This window comes from Geomonas paludis, assembly GCF_014193585.1.
Classification (GTDB): Bacteria; Desulfobacterota; Desulfuromonadia; order Geobacterales; family Geobacteraceae; genus Geomonas; species Geomonas paludis.
In genome coordinates, this window is the sequence record NZ_BLXY01000016.1 from 16,050 (window position 1) to 35,389 (window position 19,340).

Here is a 19,340-nt window from a genome sequence, read left to right on the forward strand (position 1 = left end):
AACTACTCCTTCCCCCGCGTCTTCATAAGGAACTCGACAAACTGAAAATCCAGTTCGGAGTCGATGTCGATGGAGCGGTCCTCGGGCATTTCGTAAAGAAGCGTGTCGGCGTTGAAGACCGAGTCGCTCTCAAACATGCAGTCACGGCGCCAAACGTAGACTGAGGCGTTCATGTCGTAACATTTCGGGCCATCCTGACGGCGCACCACCGGAGTCTCCAGTTTCTTGGCGAGACGCACGAACCCGTTTGCATCGGCTTCGACCAAGTTGAAGTAGGGCGAGCGCCGCGAGTTCATTCCGGTGATGACGTTCGATACTCCTCGCGTCTCCAGAAGGTTTACCGCCCCTATGATGTCTTCCGCAAAACGCAGGGGAGAAGTCGCGTCAAGATCAACCAGCGTGGTGAAGGTATCGCCAGTGATTCGCTCCACCTCCCGAACGCAATGCCTGATGGCCGGGATCTTCGCCGCCTGGTCCGTGGCAAGTTCATCGGGCCGCTTGATCAGATGCTGCGCACCCCACCTACCGGCGATATCAAGGATCTCATCGGAATCGCTGCTGACGGCAATGGTGCGGAACAGACCGGACTCGATGGCCTGCTGAAGGCTGTACGCGATGAGGGGCTTGCCGAGCAGTTCCCGGATGTTCTTGTTCTTGACGCCCTTCGACCCGCCTCGCGCACAGATCGTACAGAGCCTGTTTACTTCCATACCCATCTCCTTTCAGTCACAGCCCGCTCGGCAGCGGCCACCATTCCTACCACGTCAATGCCTTCTTCAAGGGTGCAGAGAAAATCAGCTTGCCCTTCAACGACAGCGCGGTGCATCTCACGGTAGGTATGATCCCTCTCAGCAGTAACGTGCTGCCGCACATCGTCGACCACGAGCTCACCGGTTATGAAATTGATGCCAATGGTGTGCTGCTGCGTGTTGATCACCAGCTCACGCCGGGTAAGCCGGTCCAGGTAATTCAACTGCACAGTGACCACCGGGCAGCGTACGGTAGTCAGCATCACGGCGAACACATCATCGCTGCTGATCTCCAACGCGCTGTAGTGTCCCCCAAGGGCGGTCAACTGCCGCCACCCCCCCAAGAGCCAGTTAAGGTAATCGAGTTCGTGGCTTAAATCGCGCAGCACGCCACCACCGGCGCCGCCGTTGGCAGAGTACCCATCCCGGTAATCCCGGCCCGGCCGCCAACCAGGCAAGTATTGACCGACGTAGGCCTGTACAGAAACAACGGTCTCAACTTCCAGCAAATGGCGCAACTTCTGTAGCAGGGGATGGAACCTGAGGTTATAGGCAACGTACACGCTCTGAAAGCGGTGTTGCGGCATCTGTCTCGGTTCGTGGAAGAGGGGCTTTTCCACAAGCACGCGCCCTGCGAAGCCGGCCTCTGCCAATTCGCACAGCCCGGCATGATGCTTCGCTGTCTCGCTGGCCAGGACCACGTAATCCGGCTGGAAACCTGAGATGGATTCCGGTATTGTGCTGAACCTGGGATAATCGGTAGTAGGGCGCGAAGTGACCAGGGCCACTTCGCAACCGAGTTCAGCCAGAATGCGCGCATGGCGGCTCCCTATCGACCCATACCCGACTACCAGTGCCTTCATTCGAACACCTTGCCGAACTCGCCCTCGGCCCGCTGAAAATCGTCCATCCTCCCTATATCCAGCCAGTACTCGCGAATGGGGAAAACCGCTGTCTCCTTCTGCTGGCTGACCACTTTTTCAAACAGCGTGGGCATGTCGAAAAAGGTGTCCTTAGGAATCAGGTCCAGAGCCTCAGGTTCCAGGACATAGATGCCGGCGTTGACAAAGAAGCGTTGTACCGGCTTCTCCTCGATGTTCAGGATCCTGTGATTGTCGACGGTGACAACACCGTAAGGGACCTGGAAGTCGTACTCGCGCACGCACATGGTGGCCAGGGCCCGGTGCTCCCGGTGGAACTCCAGCAGCTGCTGGAAATTCACCTTGGTTAACACGTCCCCGTTCATGACCAGCACGGGAAGGCTGGGGCGCTCGGGCAGAAGTCCCAATGCACCGGCGGTGCCGAGCTTCTTGTCCTCGCGAAGGTACTCGATGTGCGCGCCCCAGCGGGCCCCATCGCCGAAGTAATCCTCTATCAGCTCCCCTTTGTAATTGACCGATATCCGGAAGTTGGTGAAGCCGTAATGAATAAAGTTCTCAAGGATCGTCTCCAGTATCGGCTTGCCGCCTACCTTGAGCAGCGGCTTCGGAGTGTCATCGGTGAGGGGCTTGAGGCGTGACCCCAACCCTCCTGCCATCAGGACCACGCAGTTGTCGTACTGAGGTGTCTCCAGGATCCGCTCTACTATTTCAAGCCCCACCACCCTGCCGGCACCATCTATGACAGGTATCTGGTACACCTGCTTCAGTCTCATCAGCGCGAGGATCTGGTCCTTCGCTTCGTTCTGAGCGGCAACAGTCGGTGTCCTGTTCAGGACCTGCTGCACGCTGTCTTCGAGGGAGCACCCCCGTAAGATACCGCGTCGGATATCGCCATCACTGACGGTGCCAAGCAGCCTTTGATCAGCATCGACCACGAGGGCAATCCTGAGAGCGCCACTGTCGATGACACGGATGGTTTCTCGCAGCGTCGTCTCTGCACCTATAAGGGTTTTTCTCCAGTCTTTCATCGCACCACCACCTTGGCCGGAACGCCAACCACTGTCACTCCCGCCTTAACGTCTTTGGTAACAACTGCGCCAGCGCCAACTACGCTCCCGTCACCTATTCGGACCCCCTGGATGACAGTTGCACCCGTCCCGACGTGGCAACCGGATCCCACCGTGACGCCGCCTGAAAGGGTTACGCCAGGAGCCAGATGGCTATGATCCCCCACCGTGCAGTCGTGATCCACAGAGGCGCGCGTGTTGATGATGACGTTACTCCCGATATGACATCCCGGCTGGAGCACTGCACCTGCCATGATTTGGACTCCTGTGCCAAGTTCTACATCGGAGGCTACCACGGCGGAAGGATGAACGACTGTGGCGAAACGATACCCGCGCGCTGTGAACCTGTCGAAGATCGACTTTCGCACATCAGGCAGCCCGACAGAACCGATGCCGTTCACCAACTGCACGGCATCCATGGGGAAGTCTTCAGCCGTATTGTCATCGCCGATGACCGGCACCCCGAGCAAGCTGTCTCCCAGTCGAGCCGGGTCCGCATCCAGGATGCCTGCGATCAATGCGCCATCGGCCAGAAGTGCCTCTACGAGAACCTTTGCGTGTCCTCCCGCCCCAAGGATCAGTACCGGATCACTCATAGATCAACCACCTCGTCCTTCGCATAGTTCCTGTCGGCAGGTCGCCCCACCACCTCCCAGTACCGCAACGGCGAGACACCGCCCCCCGGACGTTTGATGCAGAGGTTATCGCTGGAAAAAATTTCGCCTGCCCGGATGTCGGACGCGGCTACGATGCTCTTCCGTGCGACGGCGGCGTTTTTGACCTCAGATGGTGCAGGGACTTTCCTGCCCGAGCCAAGGGCGACCTCAACCTGGCGAATCGCCTGCACCATCTGGCACAGGTCCCCGGGTTCCAGTGACGCCTTGTGATCGGGGCCGGGCAGGGCGCGATCGAGAGTAAAATGCTTTTCGATAATGACAGCTCCCCGGGCGACGGCGGCAACAGGAATGGCTATCCCTTCTGTATGATCAGAGAATCCCACCGCGAGACCGAATGCCGACGCCAGCGTATCCATAGCACGCAGGTTCACCTCTGCAAAAGGAGCGGGATACTCAGTCGTGCAGTGCAGCAAGGTCACCTTTTCACGCAACGCTTGCTGTCCTTCGGCGGACGCATAAGCCTCTTGAAAGCGGGTGACACCGGGATCTGCCTGCGGGCAGGTAAAGCCAAAGGCAAGCACACCAAGTGCGGCTTCCACATCGGCCAGCGTGCACATGCCGGTGGACATGATCACCGGCTTGCCCAGACGCGCGATCTTCAGTAGCAACGGTGCATTAGTTATCTCCCCGGAAGGGATCTTGATGGTCGGCAGGTCAAGCGTTGTCCCTAGAAGCTCTACGCTCTCGGCATCAAAGGGGGTAGACAGGAACTGGATGCCATGCACCTGGCAGTGGCGGATCAACTCGGCATGCGCCTCTTCCCCCAACTCAAGCCGCTTCAGCATGGCGTACTGCGACTCGTCGGCGCCGGAAGAGATTTTCTGGTACTCGGCTTTCGGGGCAGTGCCGCTCACCAACCGGTCCGCACGGAAGGTCTGGAATTTGACCGCGTCGGCACCAGCCTTGGCGGCTACCTCGACAAGCTCCTTGGCCATGTCCAAAGATCCGTTGTGATTCACCCCCGCCTCTGCAATGACATAAACCTTGTTCATAGCTGTCCCGTTCACAGAGCCACCTCATGGAAGTGCTTTTTGAGCAGCGCCTTCGGGTCAGGAAGCTGCTTCAGGAGAGAAACGATGCGCTCCACGCTGTGACCATCGCCATAGGGGTTCACCGTCCCGGAGCAGTCGCGTTGCAATGCCTGACCGATAGCATCCCGGATTTCGCCGGCGACCGCCTCACAGTTGACCACCGACGAGGCCTGTAGCCGTCCTTTCTGGCGGTCGCCGATGTTGACCGTAGGCTTTCCGAAGGAAGGGGCTTCGTATAGGCCGCTGGAAGAATTCCCGACTACCGCATCCACCTGAGCCATGGTGCTCAAGTAGCGGATTTGCCCCAGCGAGGTGTAGGCCCGGGTGTTGGGGCGCGTCGCGACGTAGGCATCGGTCATGGCGATGATGTCCCGCCCGTCGGTATCAGCATTAGGCTTCGTGAAAATAATGCCTGTTCCGCTGCCCAGCTGGTCCAACGCATTCAGCAACTCTTGAAACTGCTGCTGCGCCGGGATGTGCTCGAGCGTCACCGGATGAAAGGTAACCAGCAGGTTCTTTGCCATGAAGTCGAAACCCAGATCCTGCGCCAGTTCCTGACGCGAGAGCAACTTCAGGGACCTTATCTGGTCAATACCTGGGCTACCCACCACGTGAATGTGGTCCGGATTTTCACCAAGCTGCCTTACCCTTTTGGCTGCCCCTTCATTTGTGACCAAATGCAAATGGGCCATCTTAGTAATGCTGTGCCGGATCGCCTCGTCAAACGCACCTTCCGTCGTATCACCACCTGCTATGTGGGCAATCGGGATCCGTGCAACGAGCGCGGCTTGTGCCGCCGCCAAAATTTCGAAGCGGTCTCCAAGCAATAGAAGAATATCCGGCTTCAGACGGTCGAAGGCGTCGGCGCACCCCATGGTGCCAAGGCCGATGGACTTGGCGATGCCGACAGGGGAATCGCTGGAAAGCAGCATCTCGACCTTGGCATCGATCGCGAACCCATCACCCTCTATGGCACGCCACGTAAGCCCGAACTCCGGAGAGAGGTGCATCCCTGTCGCGACCACTTGCAGTTGGAAATCTGGATCCTGCTGTATCGCTCTCATCACCCCCGACAGAAGCCCGTATTCCGCGCGACTGCCGGTGACCACGCATACGCTACGCTTTGCCATCGCCGTCTCCTAGAAACGCGCTGCTCGGAATGTTGATGATCCTTCGCTCCAGGCTCTCCGCAACCTGAAGGTCCATACGTGGACACTGCTCAAACATGGCGAGTTTGTGCATCAGCATCCAAGCCGGGCGGGTCATGACACCAACGTCGTTGGTACGGGCCAAAAGGGCATCTCTTTCGGCGGCATTTTTCTCATCCAGAAGCAGGACGTTCAACCAATAGTTGCTGCGAGCAAAGGCCTGCTCCTCGAAGAAAGACACCCCTTCGAGATCGGCCAAGGCCTCTTTGTAGCGCTGTGCCAGTGACCGCTTTCTCTCAAGGAATCCCTCTAACTGCTCGAGTTGGGCACAACCAAGAGCAGCATTGAGGTTGGGCATACGGTAATTGAACCCGATCATGTCATGGCAAAAATTCCAGCGGTGGGGTACTTTGGCCGTTGTGGTGAGGTGTTTTGCCAGCCGCCCGAGTTCTTCATCATTGGTGAGAATGGCGCCCCCGCCACCAGTGGTTATCAGCTTGTTGCCGTTGAAACTGACTGCAGAGACGCGCCCCCAGTTGCCAGTGTGGCGCCCTTTGTAAAACGAGCCGAGCGACTCTGCGGCATCCTCGACAAGTTCCAGGTGGAACCGGTGACAGACCTCCAGCAGTGGGTCAAGATCGACAGGGTGCCCGAAGGCATGCATCGGCACCACTGCTTTGATGCGACGCCCGGTGCTCTTGTTGAAACACTGCCCAGCCCGGATTTCCGTTGCATTTTCCAGGTAGGTGCGTAGACGAACCGGATCAAGCCCCAGGGTGGCCTCCTCACTGTCGACAAAGTGAGGCACAGCGCCGCAATAGCTCACCGCATTTGCAGTTGCAATAAACGTGAGAGCAGGCATCAGCACCTCGTCTCCCTGCTCGACGCCGACAAGCAAGAGACATACGTGAAGAGCGGCAGTACCGTTCACGACCGCAACGGCTCTTCGGGCACCCGTGTACTCGGCCAATTGCTCCTCGAACCGGTCAACGAACTTACCGACCGAAGAGACCCACCCGGTATCCAGGCACTCCTTGACATAGCCCCACTCATTCCCGGCGAAACAAGGCTCGTGCAAGCCTATGAAATCACGCGCCGGAAGCACCGAGCGAATCGCACTGACGACTTTGTCTATCTCCATTGCACCACTCATATGTTGTAGATGTCGCTCTTATACCCTTTGAGATTCTCGGGATTCAGAAACCAAGCCACCGTCTCGGCGAGTCCCCGCTTCAGCCCCTCTTTGCCGGCAAACTCGGGCTGCCAACCCAACAGCTCTTTAGCCTTTGCGTTCGAGGCCCAGAGCCTTTCCACTTCACTATTGTCCGGGCGCAGTCGGGCCTGCTCTGTTTCAATTTCGATATCGACGCCCATGACGTCCGCGATCATTTGAACCGTCTCTCCAATGGAGATCTCGTAATTACTACCGATGTTAATCACTTCTCCAATGCCGCGGTCCGATTCCAATTCGGCGATGAAGCCGTTCACAGTATCGGAAACGTAGTTGAAATCGCGGGTGGGGTGCAGAGCTCCGAGCTTTATGCGACGTTTTCCCGATGCAATTTGAGTAATAATGGTGGGGATAATGGCCCGGGCAGATTGACGGGGCCCATAGGTGTTGAACGGGCGAACTACAGCCACCGGCATATCGAACGAAGACTGGAAGGCAAGTGCCATCTGGTCTGAGCCAATCTTGGAAGCAGAATAGGGAGACTGTCCCTGTAGCGGGTGTTCTTCTGTGATGGGTACAAAACGAGCCGTCCCGTACACTTCACTCGTGGAAGTCTGGACGATCTTCTGTACACCGAGCTCGCGTCCAGCCTGCAAAATGTTGAGTGTCCCCTTGATGTTGGTATCAACGTAAGTGTCGGGGGAATGGTAAGAATAAGGAATGGCTATCAAAGCAGCCAGATGCAGCACCGCATCACATCCTTTCATGGCCTGTTTGACACCGTGCGGATCCCGCACATCGCCGGAAAATACATCAAGGTTTTTCTTCACATCTGCAGGAGCCTGTTCCAGCCACCCCCACGAATTGAAGGAGTTGTAGAGAACGAAAGCCCTTACATCATATCCCCTGCGCACCAGTTCTTCTGTCAGGTGAGAGCCGATAAAGCCGTCAGCTCCAGTCACTAAGATTTTTTTCGTCACCGCAATCTCCTTTGCTGCGTTTTCTTGCTCAGTGCATAAGCAGAATAACCCACTCTTCTACTCTCACCATACCTTTGCGTTAGTGCTTGAGATCTCGAGGAGCCTATCTGTTATCAGGGCAGTCCCCGTTGAGGCTGCATCACCCATAAGGGCGAAGCCGCGTGCCGTCATCTCCTGCAATGCCTTCGGATCACTCAGCACCCGTCTTATCATTCCCGCCAAAGTTGCCGCGTCGATGTCCTCATACCATCCCACGTTGAGTGTCGCGCCCTGCACACCCACTGCAGTGGTGGTCGCGGCCTGGTTGTCGGCGACGATGAGGGTGATGGAGGGAAGACCGAGAAAGCATCTCTCCCAGGTGGTGCTGCCGCCGGCGCCGATGGCAAGATCGGCTTCGGCCATCATCTGGGCCATGTTGTTCACGTTGCAGTGGAACGAGACGTTGGGGAGGTCTGCGCATAACTGCTGCAACTGCTCGCGGTGCGGATTGCCCCCACCGACAACGACGTCGACCGCAATATCATCGCGGCCTACCATACGCCATGCCTCCAGGGCCTTCGCGGTCTCGTTGCTGGCATCGCCGCCGCCAAAGGTGATCAGGATGCGCTTCACGGAACCATCTCTCTCCCGCAAAGAGCGGCGCGCCTGTACAAATTCGTCACGTAACAAGGCGTAGCGTGGACCGAGAAACTTGGTGCAATGCTCCGGCACGAGGTCGTCGTAGCGTGATTCCATGTTCTCGTAGAGGTTCTGGTCGAGGAGGAGATCACAGTCATGGCGGCGATTGGCGACATCATCGATCACCATCATTTTACCGACCAGCGCGCGCAAGGGTGTCTCCCAGGTGACGTCAACGCCGTAATGGTCAATGACCAGCCAGTCGACATCCTGCTCATGCCGCAGGATCTCGGCCGTCCGGGCAATGTCCGCCGGTACATCGAGGGCAAAGGGAACATCTGGAGTAGGATTCTTCTCCACTGGAATGCGGAACACGGGATAACCGGCGGCCTCGACATTGGCGGAGATGTTCCCGGGGAGATCACGGCTTATGAAAGAGACCGCACACCCGCGCTCGCGCAATGCGGCTGCCAGGGTGAGGCAGCGCATGACGTGACCGGCACCGATGTCCACTGAGGCATCAGCCCTGAAGATAACCTTCAAGCTTTTGCTTAATGCGCCGGACATATCAGCTCCGCCCCGCCTGGTGGATACGCTCGGGGTCCACGCCCATGCGCAGCAGTTCATCGCGCAGAGCATCGCCGCGCTTCATGGAAGTGATCACGATGTTGTGGTTGCCGGACAAGAGACCGATGGCCGGAGTCACCACCGACTTATCGAAGAACTTCCGCCCGGCCGCCTCGGCGTCCATCGCCACCGTCAGTTCCATTCCTGCTTCTTTCAAGGAGAGATAGGCGATCTCGGCGACTTCGTCGATACCGCAGAAGGCAACCTGCTTGACGCCGTGCGCCGACATGGACTTGAACAGCTTGAGGTAATCCTGGCGCGCGACGGTGTAGAGGCCGGAAAAGTAGCTCAGGTGCTGATAGGCAAGGCGGCTTTTTTCGGCGAAGCCTTTGGGCGTGAGGAGGTAGGCGTAGCGGTTCTTGGGGAAGTTATTGACCCGGACGAAGCCCTTGGCTACCAGGTTCTTCAGGTAGGAGTTGACCAGACCCAAGGCGATGCCGAGGCGTTTCGCCAGCTCCCGTTGCGAGAGTTGCTGGTCCCCGGAGATCTCCGAGAGGAGGAGAAAAGAGCGATAAGTATCTAAAACCTTTTCGTCGTCACCGTTCATGAAGTGAACAGTAGTATAAACTCACATAATTTTCAACTACAAACAGCAAACCATTAACAAGGAGAAAATCTGAGGACATCTGAGAAAAGACAGAAACGGTGAAAACCTAAATTTTTTTCTTGGGAGAAACAAAAGCTAGAGCTGAAGACGCCGGATGCCCTTCGTCAATAGCAAGGTGTTGAAGTTGATTAACAGACCTACGTGATATCCGCCTAGCTTCATGTAGGTTAAGAGCTGAGCTTCAAATACAGGGTCGTGATGCTCCACACTTTTCAGCTCCACCACCACTGTATCTTCCACAAGCAGGTCAACCCTATAGTCACCTACGTGTTCGCCTTTGTATTGCACTGGGAGTTGTTTTTGCCGATGGAAGTGGAGCCCCCGATTGAACAGTTCCACCGTTAGTGCACCCTCGTAGACGCTCTCCAGCAGCCCAGGCCCCAATTCCCTATGCACCTCTACCGCGCAGGCGATGATCCGTTCCGTTAAGGCACTTAAAATCATCAGGCAGACCTCCCGTCGAAAGTCTACAAGACTAGCACAGAAGACAGCTTTTCTCAGCTTTCCTCAGATTTTCTCAGATTTTCTCAGATTTTCTCCCTGTGAGAGGTTTGTGGTTTAACGGGGTTTGATGAGGTGGCGGTAAATGCGGGTGAGGTCTTGCCCCCGGGCTTGCCAGGAGTGCAGTTGGACCGCTCGCTCGCGGCCTTCAGCGCCAAGCTCCTCGCGCAATTCGCGGTCGCCGGCCAGCCGGCCGATGGCTCCGGCCAGATCTGCGGCATCGCCGAACTTCGCGTACAGCGCGGCGTCTCCTAGGATCTCGCGGTTGACGGGGGTGTCGAATACGACGGTGGGGAGACCGCAGGCAATGTAGTTGAAGAGCTTGCCGTTGGCTTCGGTGAGGGAAACTTTGGGGGAGACGGCAAGATCGCCGGCACTCAGATACAACGGTGCCTCGTCGTACGGGATCCTGCCAGTGAAGGTGATGATGTCGGCAATCCCCATCGCCTCGGCCTTCTCACGATAGGCCGTGTCTGGGAATCCCATTATTAAATAGTGGATCTTCGCCCCCTGCCCTTTCAGATAGGCGGCGGCTTCGAGCAAAAGATCCACCCCCTGATAGCTGTTCATCAGACCGAGGTAGGCGACGACGGGGCGCTTCTCGGGAAGTCCCAAACGCGCCCGGATCTCTGCTTTGGGCTGGGGAGCGAAAACGTCGGTGTCGACGCCGTCGATGAGGGCGCGCACCCGGTCCTTCGGCACGCCGTCTTTCAACAGCAAATCAACGGTAGGAGTGGCGCTGGTGACGATGAAGTCGGAACTGCGGTTGATCCAGCGCTCCAGGGTGGCGAAGAAGCGCTGCAACAGGGAGCCGGGCTTGACGAAGCCGTGGTCGGTGATCTCGGCGGTGAGACTTCCTTGGCAGTCGAACAGCATGGGAACGCGGATCAGCATCTTGAGGAAGGCACCGAAGAAGGCGCCTTCGTGGAGATGTGCGTGAATGACGTGCGGTTTGAACTCGCGCGCGACCTGGAAGGCCTTGAGGAGGAGCTGCACGTCGAGGAAAGGCTTCACCCAGGAAGGGCCGGCCTCCAGCTTTTTGTACCAGGAGAAGCCGGCGATCCTTTCGGTACGCACACCGGGAACGTCGCGCCCGATGTGGTAGGTGACCAGGCGGACATCCGCCCCGCAGGCAATGGCCGCCTTCGCCTCCTCCAAAATCCGGACGTGGCAGCCGCGATCCGCGAAGAACGGTGTCGGCGCCAGCACCAGTACGCGCAGCGCAGTGTCAGACAAAGTTGATCTTTTCCTTGATGTTGTAGATCGGTTTCCCCTGCGCCTCATAGTAGGTGCGGGCGCTCAGTTCCGCCAGAAGTCCCAGCACGATGAACTGGACCCCCATGAAGAGCAGGAACGCGGTCAGGATCAACAACGGGTTGCGGTTCATGCTGGTGTTCTCGAAGAACTTCATGTACACGGTGACGGCGCCGCTCAGGAAACCCGCACACAGGGTGTAGATACCCCAGCGGCCGAAGAGCTGGATCGGCTTGGTCGAGTAGCTCAGCAGGAACTTAACGGTCATCAGGTCGAGGATCACCTTCATGGTGCGGGAGATGCCGTACTTGCTCTTGCCGTGCAGCCTTTCGTGGTGACGGACCGGCATCTCGGTGACCCGGGCGCCGACCTGGTGGGCGAGCGCCGGGACGAAGCGGTGCATCTCGCCGTACAGGTTGACGTCGTCGAGCACCTCGCGCCGGTAGGCTTTCAAGGTGCAGCCGTAGTCGTGCAGGTGTACGCCGGTCATCTTGGAGATGATGGAGTTGGCCAGGATGGAGGGGAGCTTGCGGTTCACGAAGGTGTCCTTGCGGTCCTTGCGCCACCCGGACACGACGTCGTACCCCTCGTCGATGCGCTTCAAAAGCAGCGGGATGTCGAGCGGGTCGTTCTGCAGGTCGCCGTCCATGGGGATCACCACGCGACCGCTGGCGGAATCAAAGCCGGCGGCCATGGCGGCGGTCTGGCCGAAGTTGCGGCGCAGGCGGATGACCTTGACCCGGTCATCCTTCGAGGAGAGACGCTTCAACGCCGGGTAGGAGTTGTCGGAGGAACCGTCATCAACCAGGATCAGCTCGTACTCCAGCCCGGTGTCTATCAGCGCATCGCTGATCCGCTCGTGCAGGATCGGGATGTTCTCTTCCTCGTTGTAAATGGGAACTACTATGCTCAGGTCCACTTTCATCTCCCCTTAAAAAAACGTTCAACGTTCAACGTTCAACGTTTAAACACATTACATGTCTTCGCAATAACAGCCGTTCAACGTTCAATGTTCAACGTTCGACACGGTCAACCGTCTTCGCTTCAATTGCTCGGCAACGGCTAGATCATCAACCCGTTACTTAGGGGCCGCGCCGCCGGGGTGCCCATCCGAAATCGGAGGATTGCCGTTAACGTTGAACGTTGAACGTTGAACGGCTTCACCCAAAGGTTTGACCCGTCGCACCTCGACGTCCCAGTGGGTCTGTTTGCCGCCGCGGTAGCGGGGGCTGATCAGGCCGCGGATTACACCGGCTCCGTAGACCAGGTGCAGCGTCGGGTACACCAGCAACAACCGGGGGAAGAGCGCAGCATCCTTACCGGCCAGACTCCCCTGCATCGACGCCAGCACCACGATTGCCAGGTACACCAACAGCGGCAAGGCCGAGACGCCGAGCAACGGTATCAGCAACGGCACCAGCAACGCGTACACCAGGAACAGCGACGGCGCCAGCGTGATGGGTTTCAGCTTTCCGGCAATCAGGGTTTGCTCGCCGCGGCCGCGTCCGTAGCCGTACATCTGCCGGACATAGGCGCGGTAGGTGCGGCGCTGGCTGCGCTGGACCGCCAACTCGGGATCGTGCACCAACAGGTGCCCTTCCTGCTGCAGCCGGTCCATCAGCTCGTTTTCCTCGTTGGGATAGAGCCGCTCGTCCAACCCCTCGTGCGCCAGAAAGATCTCGCGCCGAAAACTCAGGTTGCACAGGATCAATTCGCTGTCGCTGCTGTAGCGCGCCGCGCCGAACTTCCGGTAGCGATTGCGCACCCCGCCGCCGCCTACCGCGGAGGAAAACGCGATCCCGATGGCGCGCTGCAGGGGGGAATCGGTAGCGGGGGTAAGCGACGGACCGCCCACGGCGGCGACGTTCTGCTCCCGGTAGTGCGCTGCGGCACGGTCGAGGAAGTCGGGCGCCACGGCGGAATCGTCATCCAGGAAATAGAGGATCTCACCCTTGGCCTCACGTGCCGCAGTGTTCCTTTGCACGCTCGGCTGGCAGCCGTAGGCCACCAGCACCTCGAAGAGGTCGGCGGGATAGGTCACCCTCGAGAGCCCCGCGAGCGCACGCACCTCGCCCCCCGGCTTGACCGGGATTATGACGGAAAATTTCGGCTGCATCAGGGAACCTGTACGTGGACAGAAAGGGCGGCGAGGCCTGGGTGGGGAGGCGTCGGAGGTTGGCTACTGCTGTTCAATGGCTTTCACCCTGTCGTAGCGCAAGGTCCTGTGGCAGCCCACGGAACAGCCGCCGCCGGTAGCGGTGGCATCGAAACGTATCGGGATCTCCCAGGTTCCAAAACCTTCCGTCTTGGGATAGATCAGGCGCTCCTGCACTTCCGCATGGGGATTGTGACAGATCCTGCAGGAGCGGGCCTTGGTCTTGTTAACGTGAACCGCGTGCAGGTTGCGATCGCCGTTTCTGAACTTGGTGAACCGGTCCGTCTTCTCCGCCGCGGCGAGCTTGGGGTCGTGGCAGCGGAAACAGATCGGGAACGCGTCGTAGCTGAAAGGCTTGTACAGGACGGTCGGGTAATCGTCCTTGAGGAGCTTCCGATAGGGACCGCCGTGGATCTGGTGGCAGTTGACGCAGTCGCCGTTGCGCACCGGCTGGTGCACCGACTTGCCCATGGCGATCTTGCGGTCATGGCACATGAAGCAGAGTTCGGAACCGGGCTTTCTGAGCAGGGACTTGCTTTCGGACTGGTGCGCATCGTGGCAGGCGAGGCAGTCGCCGTCGGCAACGGGTTTGTGCGTGAAGGCACCGGTAAAGTGGTCTTGGGGATGGCAGCGGAAACAGAGCGCGGGGGAAGGGTCCTTCAGAAGCGACTTCACCTCGGCGCTATGCGCCATGTGGCAGTTGGTGCACTGCCCAAGCCCCACCGGCTTGTGCAGCACCGGCTTCTGGACCAGGTGGCCGTGGCAGGTGGCGCAGAGTTTGTCCTTTTGGACCTTGAACCCCATGCTGTCCTTGCCCATGGGGTGATTGTCGTTGAACTGCTGGTGGCAGTCCAGGCAGCGCCCGGATGCGACCGGCTTATGCGGCACACTCCCACGGATCAGATCCTTGTGACAGATGCTGCACTTGAACGGCTCGGCGAGGGCGTCACCCGGAGTAAGGGTGACGCCGACGCAGAGCAGATACAAAGCTACTGCCAAAGGAAAGACCACGAGGGAGTGTCGCATCGATCAGATTACCTTTTCAGGGGACTACTTCCCGTAGCTGTGCAGGCCGGAAAGGAAGAGGTTGACCCCCAGGTAGCAGAAGATGGTGGCGGCGAAGCCGATCACGGAAAGGATGGCCGCACGGCGCCCGACCCAGCCGCGGGTGATGCGGGCGTGGAGGAAGGCCGCGTAGACGAACCACACGATCAGCGACCAGGTCTCCTTCGGGTCCCAGCTCCAGTAGGTGCCCCAGGCATAGTTGGCCCAGGCGGCGCCGGTGATGATGCCGAGGGAGAGCAGCGGGAAGCCGATCATGATCGCCTTGTAGTTCAGGTCGTCCAGGATCCTGATGGACGGGAACATGGAGAGCAGCCCGCCCGCCTGGACGTTGCCCCCCCCTTTTTCCATGGACTCGCGGATCAGGTACATGATCGAGATGCCGCAGGCGACCGCGAAGGCGGCATAGCCCAGGAAGCAGGTGACGACGTGGTAGGTGAGCCAGTTACTCTGCAGCGCGGGGACCAGCGGCTCGATGTTGCTGTCCAGGCTCAACTGCGCCCATGCCATGCCGAACAGCGCGAAGGGCATGACGAAGAAGCCGATGGCGCGGTACTTGTACTTGAAGTCGATGATGAGGAAGATCATGACGATGGTCCAGGCGAAGAAGACCACCGACTCGAACAGGTTGGACAGCGGCGCGTGGCCGTGCCCCATGTCGTAGGATTCCTTCCAGCGCAGCCCGATGGCGGCTGTCTGAATCAGGAAACCGACAAGAGCGGCATAGGTACCGGCAAGCCCCACGGCCTTGCTGCGCGAGGCGAGGAATGCAAAGAATATGCAGGTGGAAACCATGTAGATGACCATGGTTGCGTTGAAAAGCATAGAACTGGACATATCGATATTACCCTCCGGACGTTCAGTTAGAGCGGCATGGGGCAAGCCCCGTTATGGTTTTTATCCTGTTAAGCCTTGCCGATTTTCTCGACCAGGTCGTCAAAACAGATCTCAAAGCCTGCCGGGTTCTTGCTGGCGGAACCGCCCAGGGTGACCCCGGAATCGGTAACGCGCGCCCACACCCGCTTGTGGGACATGAAGAACGCCATGCAGATACCAACGACCATCAGGAAGCAGCCGAACCACACCACCCAGACACCCGGATCGTGCGCCACCTGCAGACCGGTGTAGAACTTCTGGTCCATACCGTCGAAGGTGATCAGCAGGTCGCCGCCGTGCTGCGCGTTGAAGGACTCGTACTTGTCGGAGAGGATCACGAACGGCTGCGGGTTGCCGCCGGCCGGGGTGAACTCGACCTGGGCGCCCGGGCCGTCGAAGCCCCTCATGAAGGGACGCACGTCCATGGTCGCTTCCATGACGGAGAGGAAGGCGCCGCCGGGAAGCGCCACGCGCTCGCCCTGACGGGCGTTCAGCTTGACCGGTGCGCCGCCCTTGCGGTCACGCACGGTGATGTGGTAGAGCGACCCCTCGTCGGCCTGCCCGAAGCTGGACTGGTAGAAGGTGATCCCCTTGTAGGTAAGCGGGTCGTTGACGATGATCGGGCGGCTCTGGAAGCCCGGCACGGGCTGCCCGTTCTCCAGCACGGTCAGGATGCTCTTGAATTCCTTCGGCGCGCCGGTGTCGTAATAGGCAACGGAGAATTTCTCGCAGCGGACCTCGAAGCCGAGCGGGATCATCTTGCCGCTCTGGGTCTGCACCTGGGAAACGCCGCCCCCTTCCGGGATGTTGGTGTACGCCTTGTAACCGAAGAAGGAGCCGATCAGGGCCCCGATGAAGATGACGATGATGGAGAGGTGCACCACGTAGACGCCGAGACGGCACCAGGGGCTCTTCTGGGCGAAGAGGTGGTACTCGCCGTTGCTCTCGGTGATCACCGGTGCGGCGAACTCGCTCCTGAGGAAGGAAGCCATGCGCTCCTTGAGCTCTTCCTTGGACCCCTTGAGCTTGAGGTCCTTGACGTTGGCCAGCGACTTCTCGAAGCTGTCGTCCATGACCAGCACCGGCTCGGAAACCACCTTCCAGACGCGCGGCAGCCTCTTGATGGAGCAGCAGATCAGGTTCAGGGTAAGCAGGTAGAGCAGGAGGATGAACCACCAGGAGTGGTACATGTCGAAGAAGCCCAGGGCGCTGTAGAGGCGAATCTTGGTCTCCGAGAGAGTCGCCAGGTATTCACGCTGCGGCCCCTGCTGGATGACGGTGCCGATGATCGATACCAGCGCCAGGCCGATCAGCAGGAAAATGGAAAGTTTCAAGGAACAGAAAAAATCCCAAACCTCTTGTGCAAATCCTCGTTTGTTCGTCGTAGTCAAGGCCGTCTCCCGGTAAGGTTATGTACAGCTGTCGTAGCAGGTTTGCCATTATAGACAAATTGTCAATAAGCGCAAAACAAAAATTACGAATACACAAGGTAACAAAAAAAAGGGGTAACAGGCGAACCTGTTACCCCTAACACTGCAATTTGATTCCCGTAAGGGCAGATTACTTCTTGTGGCAGTCGCCACACTTGGTCGGGCCGCCCTTGGCAGCGTGGCACTCTTTGCAGGCTTTGCCGTGAGCGGCATCCTTGTTGATAGCGATCTTGGCCGGAGCAGCGTCGCCGTGGCAGACTTTGCACTCGTTCTTGGAGGAGTGAGCCTTGTGGTTGAAGGTGACGTTGCCGTTCTTAGCCGGGTAAACGACGGAATCAGCGGCCATTGCGGTAACGGCAAAGGCGAGGGTCAGAGCTACTGCAGCGAAAACTTTTTTCATGAGTGTTCCCTCCATAATTTTTGGATCTGAAAACGGGCCGAAGGTATACAAACCGGGGCTCATTGTCAAGTAAAATCAACTGCAAACGGGCGTCACTTCTGGAGTGCTGCCTGCAACGCCTGGTCCTTTTCTTCCACCTCTTCAGCCATGCGCGTCTTATAGGCGACGAACTTGGTGCGCAGTTCGGGGCAGGACAGGGAGAGCATCTGCACCGCGAGCAGTCCGGCGTTCTTGGCGCCTGCCTTGCCGATGGCCATGGTGGCTACCGGCATGCCGCCCGGCATCTGCACCATGGCGTAGAGTGCGTCGACGCCGTTGAGTGCCCCGCCCGGCATGGGGACGGCGATGACCGGCAGCGGGGTTTCCGCGGCGACGACGCCGGCCAGGTGGGCCGCCATGCCGGCGGCGGCGATGATGACCTGGATGCCGCGCCCTTCGGCCTCGCGGGTGAGCTTCGAGGTCTTGGCGGGGGAGCGGTGTGCCGAGGAAACGTGCATCTCGTAGGGGACGCCGAATTCGGTAAGAACCCTGGCCGTCTCCTCCATGGTGGTCAGGTCGGAGTCGCTTCCCATCAGAATCAAAACGGTCGGATCAGACATAAAATCTCCTTAAAAGCTGAGAAAACCTTTCACAAGGAGAAAATCTGAGAAAATCTGAGACAAAGCGGAGAAAAGCACTGCTTTTGTTTTAGAACATAAAATCTTAAGGTTCTCTCCGCTTTTGCTTTTCCTCAGATGTCCTCAGATTTCCTCCTTGTTAAGGGTTTGGTTTTTTGGGTTTAACGGTTCATGGCCTTGGCGCCGATGTCTTTTCTGTGGTGCATGCCGGGCCAGGTGATGAGCCTGACACCGCTGTAGGCGCGATCGATGGCTTCCTTGACGGTGGCGCCGAGAGCGGTGACGCCGAGCACGCGGCCGCCGTTGGTGACGATGGCGTCGCCACTGGCCTTGGTGCCGGCGTGGAATACGACCAGGTCCTCAACTTTACCGGCCTCTGCGAGCCCCTCGATCACGTCCCCCTTCCTGTAGTCGGCAGGATACCCTTCCGCCGCCAGCACCACGCAGACCGCAGCCTTGTCGTGCCACTCGATCTCGACCCCTTCCAGGCTGCCGGAGGCGACGGCCATCAGGATGGGGACGATGTCGGACTTCATGCGCATCAAAAGCGGCTGGCATTCCGGGTCGCCGAAGCGGGCGTTGAACTCGAGGGTCTTCACGGAGTCGCCGTCGATCATGAGGCCGGCGTAGAGAACCCCCTGGTACCGCCGCCCTTCCGCTTTCATGCCGTCAACCGTACGGCGCATGACTTCGGCCATGGCCTTCTCGTGGATGGGGGGGGTGACTACCGGAGCCGGGGAGTAAGCGCCCATGCCGCCGGTGTTGGGGCCCTTGTCGCCGTCGTAGACGGCCTTGTGGTCCTGGGCGGACGCAAGCGGGATGATGCGCTCGCCGTCGGTGAAGGCGAGGAAGGAGGCCTCCTCACCTTTGAGGAACTCCTCGATGACCACGCGGGAACCGGCGGCGCCGAAGGCGTTGCCGGAAAGCATGTCGGTGACGGCTTCCACCGCCTCGTCGCGGGTCTGGGCGATGATCACCCCTTTGCCCGCGGCCAGACCGTCGGCCTTGATCACGATGGGAATCCCCGTCTTGTCGATGAAGTCGATGGCGGCCGGCACCTCGGTGAAGACGCCGTAAGCCGCGGTGGGGACGTTGTACTTCTGCATCAGGTCCTTGGAGAACGCCTTGGATGCCTCGATGATGGCGGCGTTCTTGCGGGCGCCGAAGGCCTTCAGGCCGTTCTCCTCGAAGAGGTCGACGAGCCCCAGGGAAAGCGGCAGTTCCGGGCCGACCACGGTCAGCTCCACCCCTTCCTTCTGGGCGAAATCGAGCAACCCCTGGAGGTTGTCCACGGCGATATCCACGTTTTCAGCCAGCGTGGCGGTGCCCGGGTTGCCCGGAGCGCAGAACACCTTGGTGACCAGCGGGGACTGGGCGATCTTCCAGACCAGCGCGTGCTCGCGCCCGCCGCTGCCTACTACTAAAACCTTCATACAAACTCCTTACCCCGCAATTGACAATGGACAATTGACAATTGACGATGTACCCC

General features: G+C 58.9%; 20 protein-coding genes. All 20 read right to left on the minus strand.

Features of this window, described 5'->3' with window-relative positions:
- Positions 1-2 precede the first annotated feature (2 nt).
- The 20 genes from H7687_RS19905 to purD all read right to left on the minus strand — a co-directional run bounded on the left by H7687_RS19905 (position 3) and on the right by purD (position 19,284).
- Positions 3-710, minus strand: a complete 708-nt coding sequence (locus tag H7687_RS19905; RefSeq protein ID WP_198424651.1) for an acylneuraminate cytidylyltransferase family protein — start codon at positions 708-710, stop codon at positions 3-5.
- The gene (locus tag H7687_RS19910) at positions 701-1,612 is read right to left on the minus strand and encodes a Gfo/Idh/MocA family protein (RefSeq protein WP_183350689.1); all 912 of its coding nucleotides are present in this window, start codon (positions 1,610-1,612) and stop codon (positions 701-703) included. The genes H7687_RS19905 and H7687_RS19910 overlap by 10 nt, the downstream gene beginning before the upstream one ends.
- Positions 1,609-2,658 carry a nucleotidyltransferase family protein gene (locus tag H7687_RS19915; protein WP_183350691.1) on the minus strand — a complete coding sequence of 350 codons (1,050 nt, stop codon included), beginning with the start codon at positions 2,656-2,658 and terminating at the stop codon, positions 1,609-1,611. The genes H7687_RS19910 and H7687_RS19915 overlap by 4 nt, the downstream gene beginning before the upstream one ends.
- Entirely contained in the window at positions 2,655-3,293 is a 639-nt protein-coding gene (locus H7687_RS19920) for an acetyltransferase (RefSeq protein ID WP_183350693.1), read from the minus strand. The genes H7687_RS19915 and H7687_RS19920 overlap by 4 nt, the downstream gene beginning before the upstream one ends.
- Positions 3,290-4,366, minus strand: coding sequence for an N-acetylneuraminate synthase (neuB, locus tag H7687_RS19925; protein WP_183350695.1), 1,077 nt, complete (start codon positions 4,364-4,366; stop codon positions 3,290-3,292). Before neuB ends, H7687_RS19920 begins: the two co-directional genes overlap by 4 nt.
- 11 nt (positions 4,367-4,377) lie before the next feature.
- The gene (gene neuC, locus H7687_RS19930; RefSeq protein WP_183350697.1) at positions 4,378-5,535 is read right to left on the minus strand and encodes a UDP-N-acetylglucosamine 2-epimerase; all 1,158 of its coding nucleotides are present in this window, start codon (positions 5,533-5,535) and stop codon (positions 4,378-4,380) included.
- On the minus strand, positions 5,522-6,694 hold the full coding sequence (locus H7687_RS19935; protein ID WP_246405025.1) for a LegC family aminotransferase: 1,173 nt from the start codon (positions 6,692-6,694) through the stop codon (positions 5,522-5,524). Before H7687_RS19935 ends, neuC begins: the two co-directional genes overlap by 14 nt.
- A gap of 8 nt (positions 6,695-6,702) precedes the next feature.
- Positions 6,703-7,704: an NAD-dependent 4,6-dehydratase LegB gene (locus H7687_RS19940; protein WP_183350701.1), complete on the minus strand. Its 1,002-nt coding sequence runs from the start codon at positions 7,702-7,704 to the stop codon at positions 6,703-6,705.
- 63 nt (positions 7,705-7,767) lie between these two features.
- Entirely contained in the window at positions 7,768-8,889 is a 1,122-nt protein-coding gene (gene pseG, locus H7687_RS19945) for a UDP-2,4-diacetamido-2,4,6-trideoxy-beta-L-altropyranose hydrolase (protein WP_183350703.1), read from the minus strand.
- Position 8,890: 1 nt separating this feature from the next.
- On the minus strand, positions 8,891-9,496 hold the full coding sequence (locus H7687_RS19950; RefSeq protein ID WP_183350705.1) for a winged helix-turn-helix transcriptional regulator: 606 nt from the start codon (positions 9,494-9,496) through the stop codon (positions 8,891-8,893).
- A 135-nt stretch (positions 9,497-9,631) separates the two neighbouring features.
- Positions 9,632-10,000: a GxxExxY protein gene (locus tag H7687_RS19955; RefSeq protein ID WP_183350707.1), complete on the minus strand. Its 369-nt coding sequence runs from the start codon at positions 9,998-10,000 to the stop codon at positions 9,632-9,634.
- A 114-nt stretch (positions 10,001-10,114) separates the two neighbouring features.
- The gene (locus H7687_RS19960; RefSeq protein ID WP_183350709.1) at positions 10,115-11,293 is read right to left on the minus strand and encodes a glycosyltransferase family 4 protein; all 1,179 of its coding nucleotides are present in this window, start codon (positions 11,291-11,293) and stop codon (positions 10,115-10,117) included.
- Positions 11,286-12,230, minus strand: coding sequence for a glycosyltransferase family 2 protein (locus H7687_RS19965; RefSeq protein ID WP_183350711.1), 945 nt, complete (start codon positions 12,228-12,230; stop codon positions 11,286-11,288). The genes H7687_RS19960 and H7687_RS19965 overlap by 8 nt, the downstream gene beginning before the upstream one ends.
- 159 nt (positions 12,231-12,389) lie before the next feature.
- Positions 12,390-13,427 (minus strand): glycosyltransferase family 2 protein, encoded by a 1,038-nt coding sequence (locus H7687_RS19970; RefSeq protein WP_183350713.1) that lies wholly within the window; start codon positions 13,425-13,427, stop codon positions 12,390-12,392.
- Between the two features lie 63 nt (positions 13,428-13,490).
- Positions 13,491-14,465 carry a cytochrome c3 family protein gene (locus tag H7687_RS19975; RefSeq protein ID WP_246405026.1) on the minus strand — a complete coding sequence of 325 codons (975 nt, stop codon included), beginning with the start codon at positions 14,463-14,465 and terminating at the stop codon, positions 13,491-13,493.
- Between the two features lie 51 nt (positions 14,466-14,516).
- The gene (gene ccsB, locus H7687_RS19980) at positions 14,517-15,365 is read right to left on the minus strand and encodes a c-type cytochrome biogenesis protein CcsB (protein WP_183350716.1); all 849 of its coding nucleotides are present in this window, start codon (positions 15,363-15,365) and stop codon (positions 14,517-14,519) included.
- Positions 15,366-15,433: 68 nt separating this feature from the next.
- Positions 15,434-16,795, minus strand: coding sequence for a cytochrome c biogenesis protein ResB (gene resB, locus H7687_RS19985; RefSeq protein ID WP_183350718.1), 1,362 nt, complete (start codon positions 16,793-16,795; stop codon positions 15,434-15,436).
- A 169-nt stretch (positions 16,796-16,964) separates the two neighbouring features.
- Positions 16,965-17,234, minus strand: coding sequence for a cytochrome c3 family protein (locus tag H7687_RS19990; RefSeq protein WP_183350720.1), 270 nt, complete (start codon positions 17,232-17,234; stop codon positions 16,965-16,967).
- A gap of 92 nt (positions 17,235-17,326) precedes the next feature.
- Complete coding sequence (purE, locus tag H7687_RS19995; protein ID WP_183350722.1) at positions 17,327-17,833, minus strand: 5-(carboxyamino)imidazole ribonucleotide mutase; 507 nt, start codon at positions 17,831-17,833, stop codon at positions 17,327-17,329.
- Positions 17,834-18,012: 179 nt separating this feature from the next.
- Complete coding sequence (purD, locus tag H7687_RS20000; RefSeq protein WP_183350724.1) at positions 18,013-19,284, minus strand: phosphoribosylamine--glycine ligase; 1,272 nt, start codon at positions 19,282-19,284, stop codon at positions 18,013-18,015.
- Positions 19,285-19,340: the final 56 nt, after the last annotated feature.

Bases quoted from the DNA above. Each gene is read 5' to 3' on its own strand.
- ccsB (WP_183350716.1), bottom strand. From the start codon at position 15,365: ATGTCCAGTTCTATGCTTTTCAACGCAACCATGGTCATCTACATGGTT.
- H7687_RS19910 (WP_183350689.1), bottom strand. From the start codon at position 1,612: ATGAAGGCACTGGTAGTCGGGTATGGGTCGATAGGGAGCCGCCATGCG.
- pseG (WP_183350703.1), bottom strand. From the start codon at position 8,889: ATGTCCGGCGCATTAAGCAAAAGCTTGAAGGTTATCTTCAGGGCTGAT.
- H7687_RS19950 (WP_183350705.1), bottom strand. From the start codon at position 9,496: ATGAACGGTGACGACGAAAAGGTTTTAGATACTTATCGCTCTTTTCTC.
- H7687_RS19935 (WP_246405025.1), bottom strand. From the start codon at position 6,694: ATGGAGATAGACAAAGTCGTCAGTGCGATTCGCTCGGTGCTTCCGGCG.
- H7687_RS19990 (WP_183350720.1), bottom strand. From the start codon at position 17,234: ATGAAAAAAGTTTTCGCTGCAGTAGCTCTGACCCTCGCCTTTGCCGTT.
- H7687_RS19920 (WP_183350693.1), bottom strand. From the start codon at position 3,293: ATGAGTGATCCGGTACTGATCCTTGGGGCGGGAGGACACGCAAAGGTT.
- purD (WP_183350724.1), bottom strand. From the start codon at position 19,284: ATGAAGGTTTTAGTAGTAGGCAGCGGCGGGCGCGAGCACGCGCTGGTC.
- purE (WP_183350722.1), bottom strand. From the start codon at position 17,833: ATGTCTGATCCGACCGTTTTGATTCTGATGGGAAGCGACTCCGACCTG.
- H7687_RS19955 (WP_183350707.1), bottom strand. From the start codon at position 10,000: ATGATTTTAAGTGCCTTAACGGAACGGATCATCGCCTGCGCGGTAGAG.
- H7687_RS19970 (WP_183350713.1), bottom strand. From the start codon at position 13,427: ATGCAGCCGAAATTTTCCGTCATAATCCCGGTCAAGCCGGGGGGCGAG.
- H7687_RS19905 (WP_198424651.1), bottom strand. From the start codon at position 710: ATGGAAGTAAACAGGCTCTGTACGATCTGTGCGCGAGGCGGGTCGAAG.
- neuC (WP_183350697.1), bottom strand. From the start codon at position 5,535: ATGGCAAAGCGTAGCGTATGCGTGGTCACCGGCAGTCGCGCGGAATAC.
- neuB (WP_183350695.1), bottom strand. From the start codon at position 4,366: ATGAACAAGGTTTATGTCATTGCAGAGGCGGGGGTGAATCACAACGGA.
- H7687_RS19915 (WP_183350691.1), bottom strand. From the start codon at position 2,658: ATGAAAGACTGGAGAAAAACCCTTATAGGTGCAGAGACGACGCTGCGA.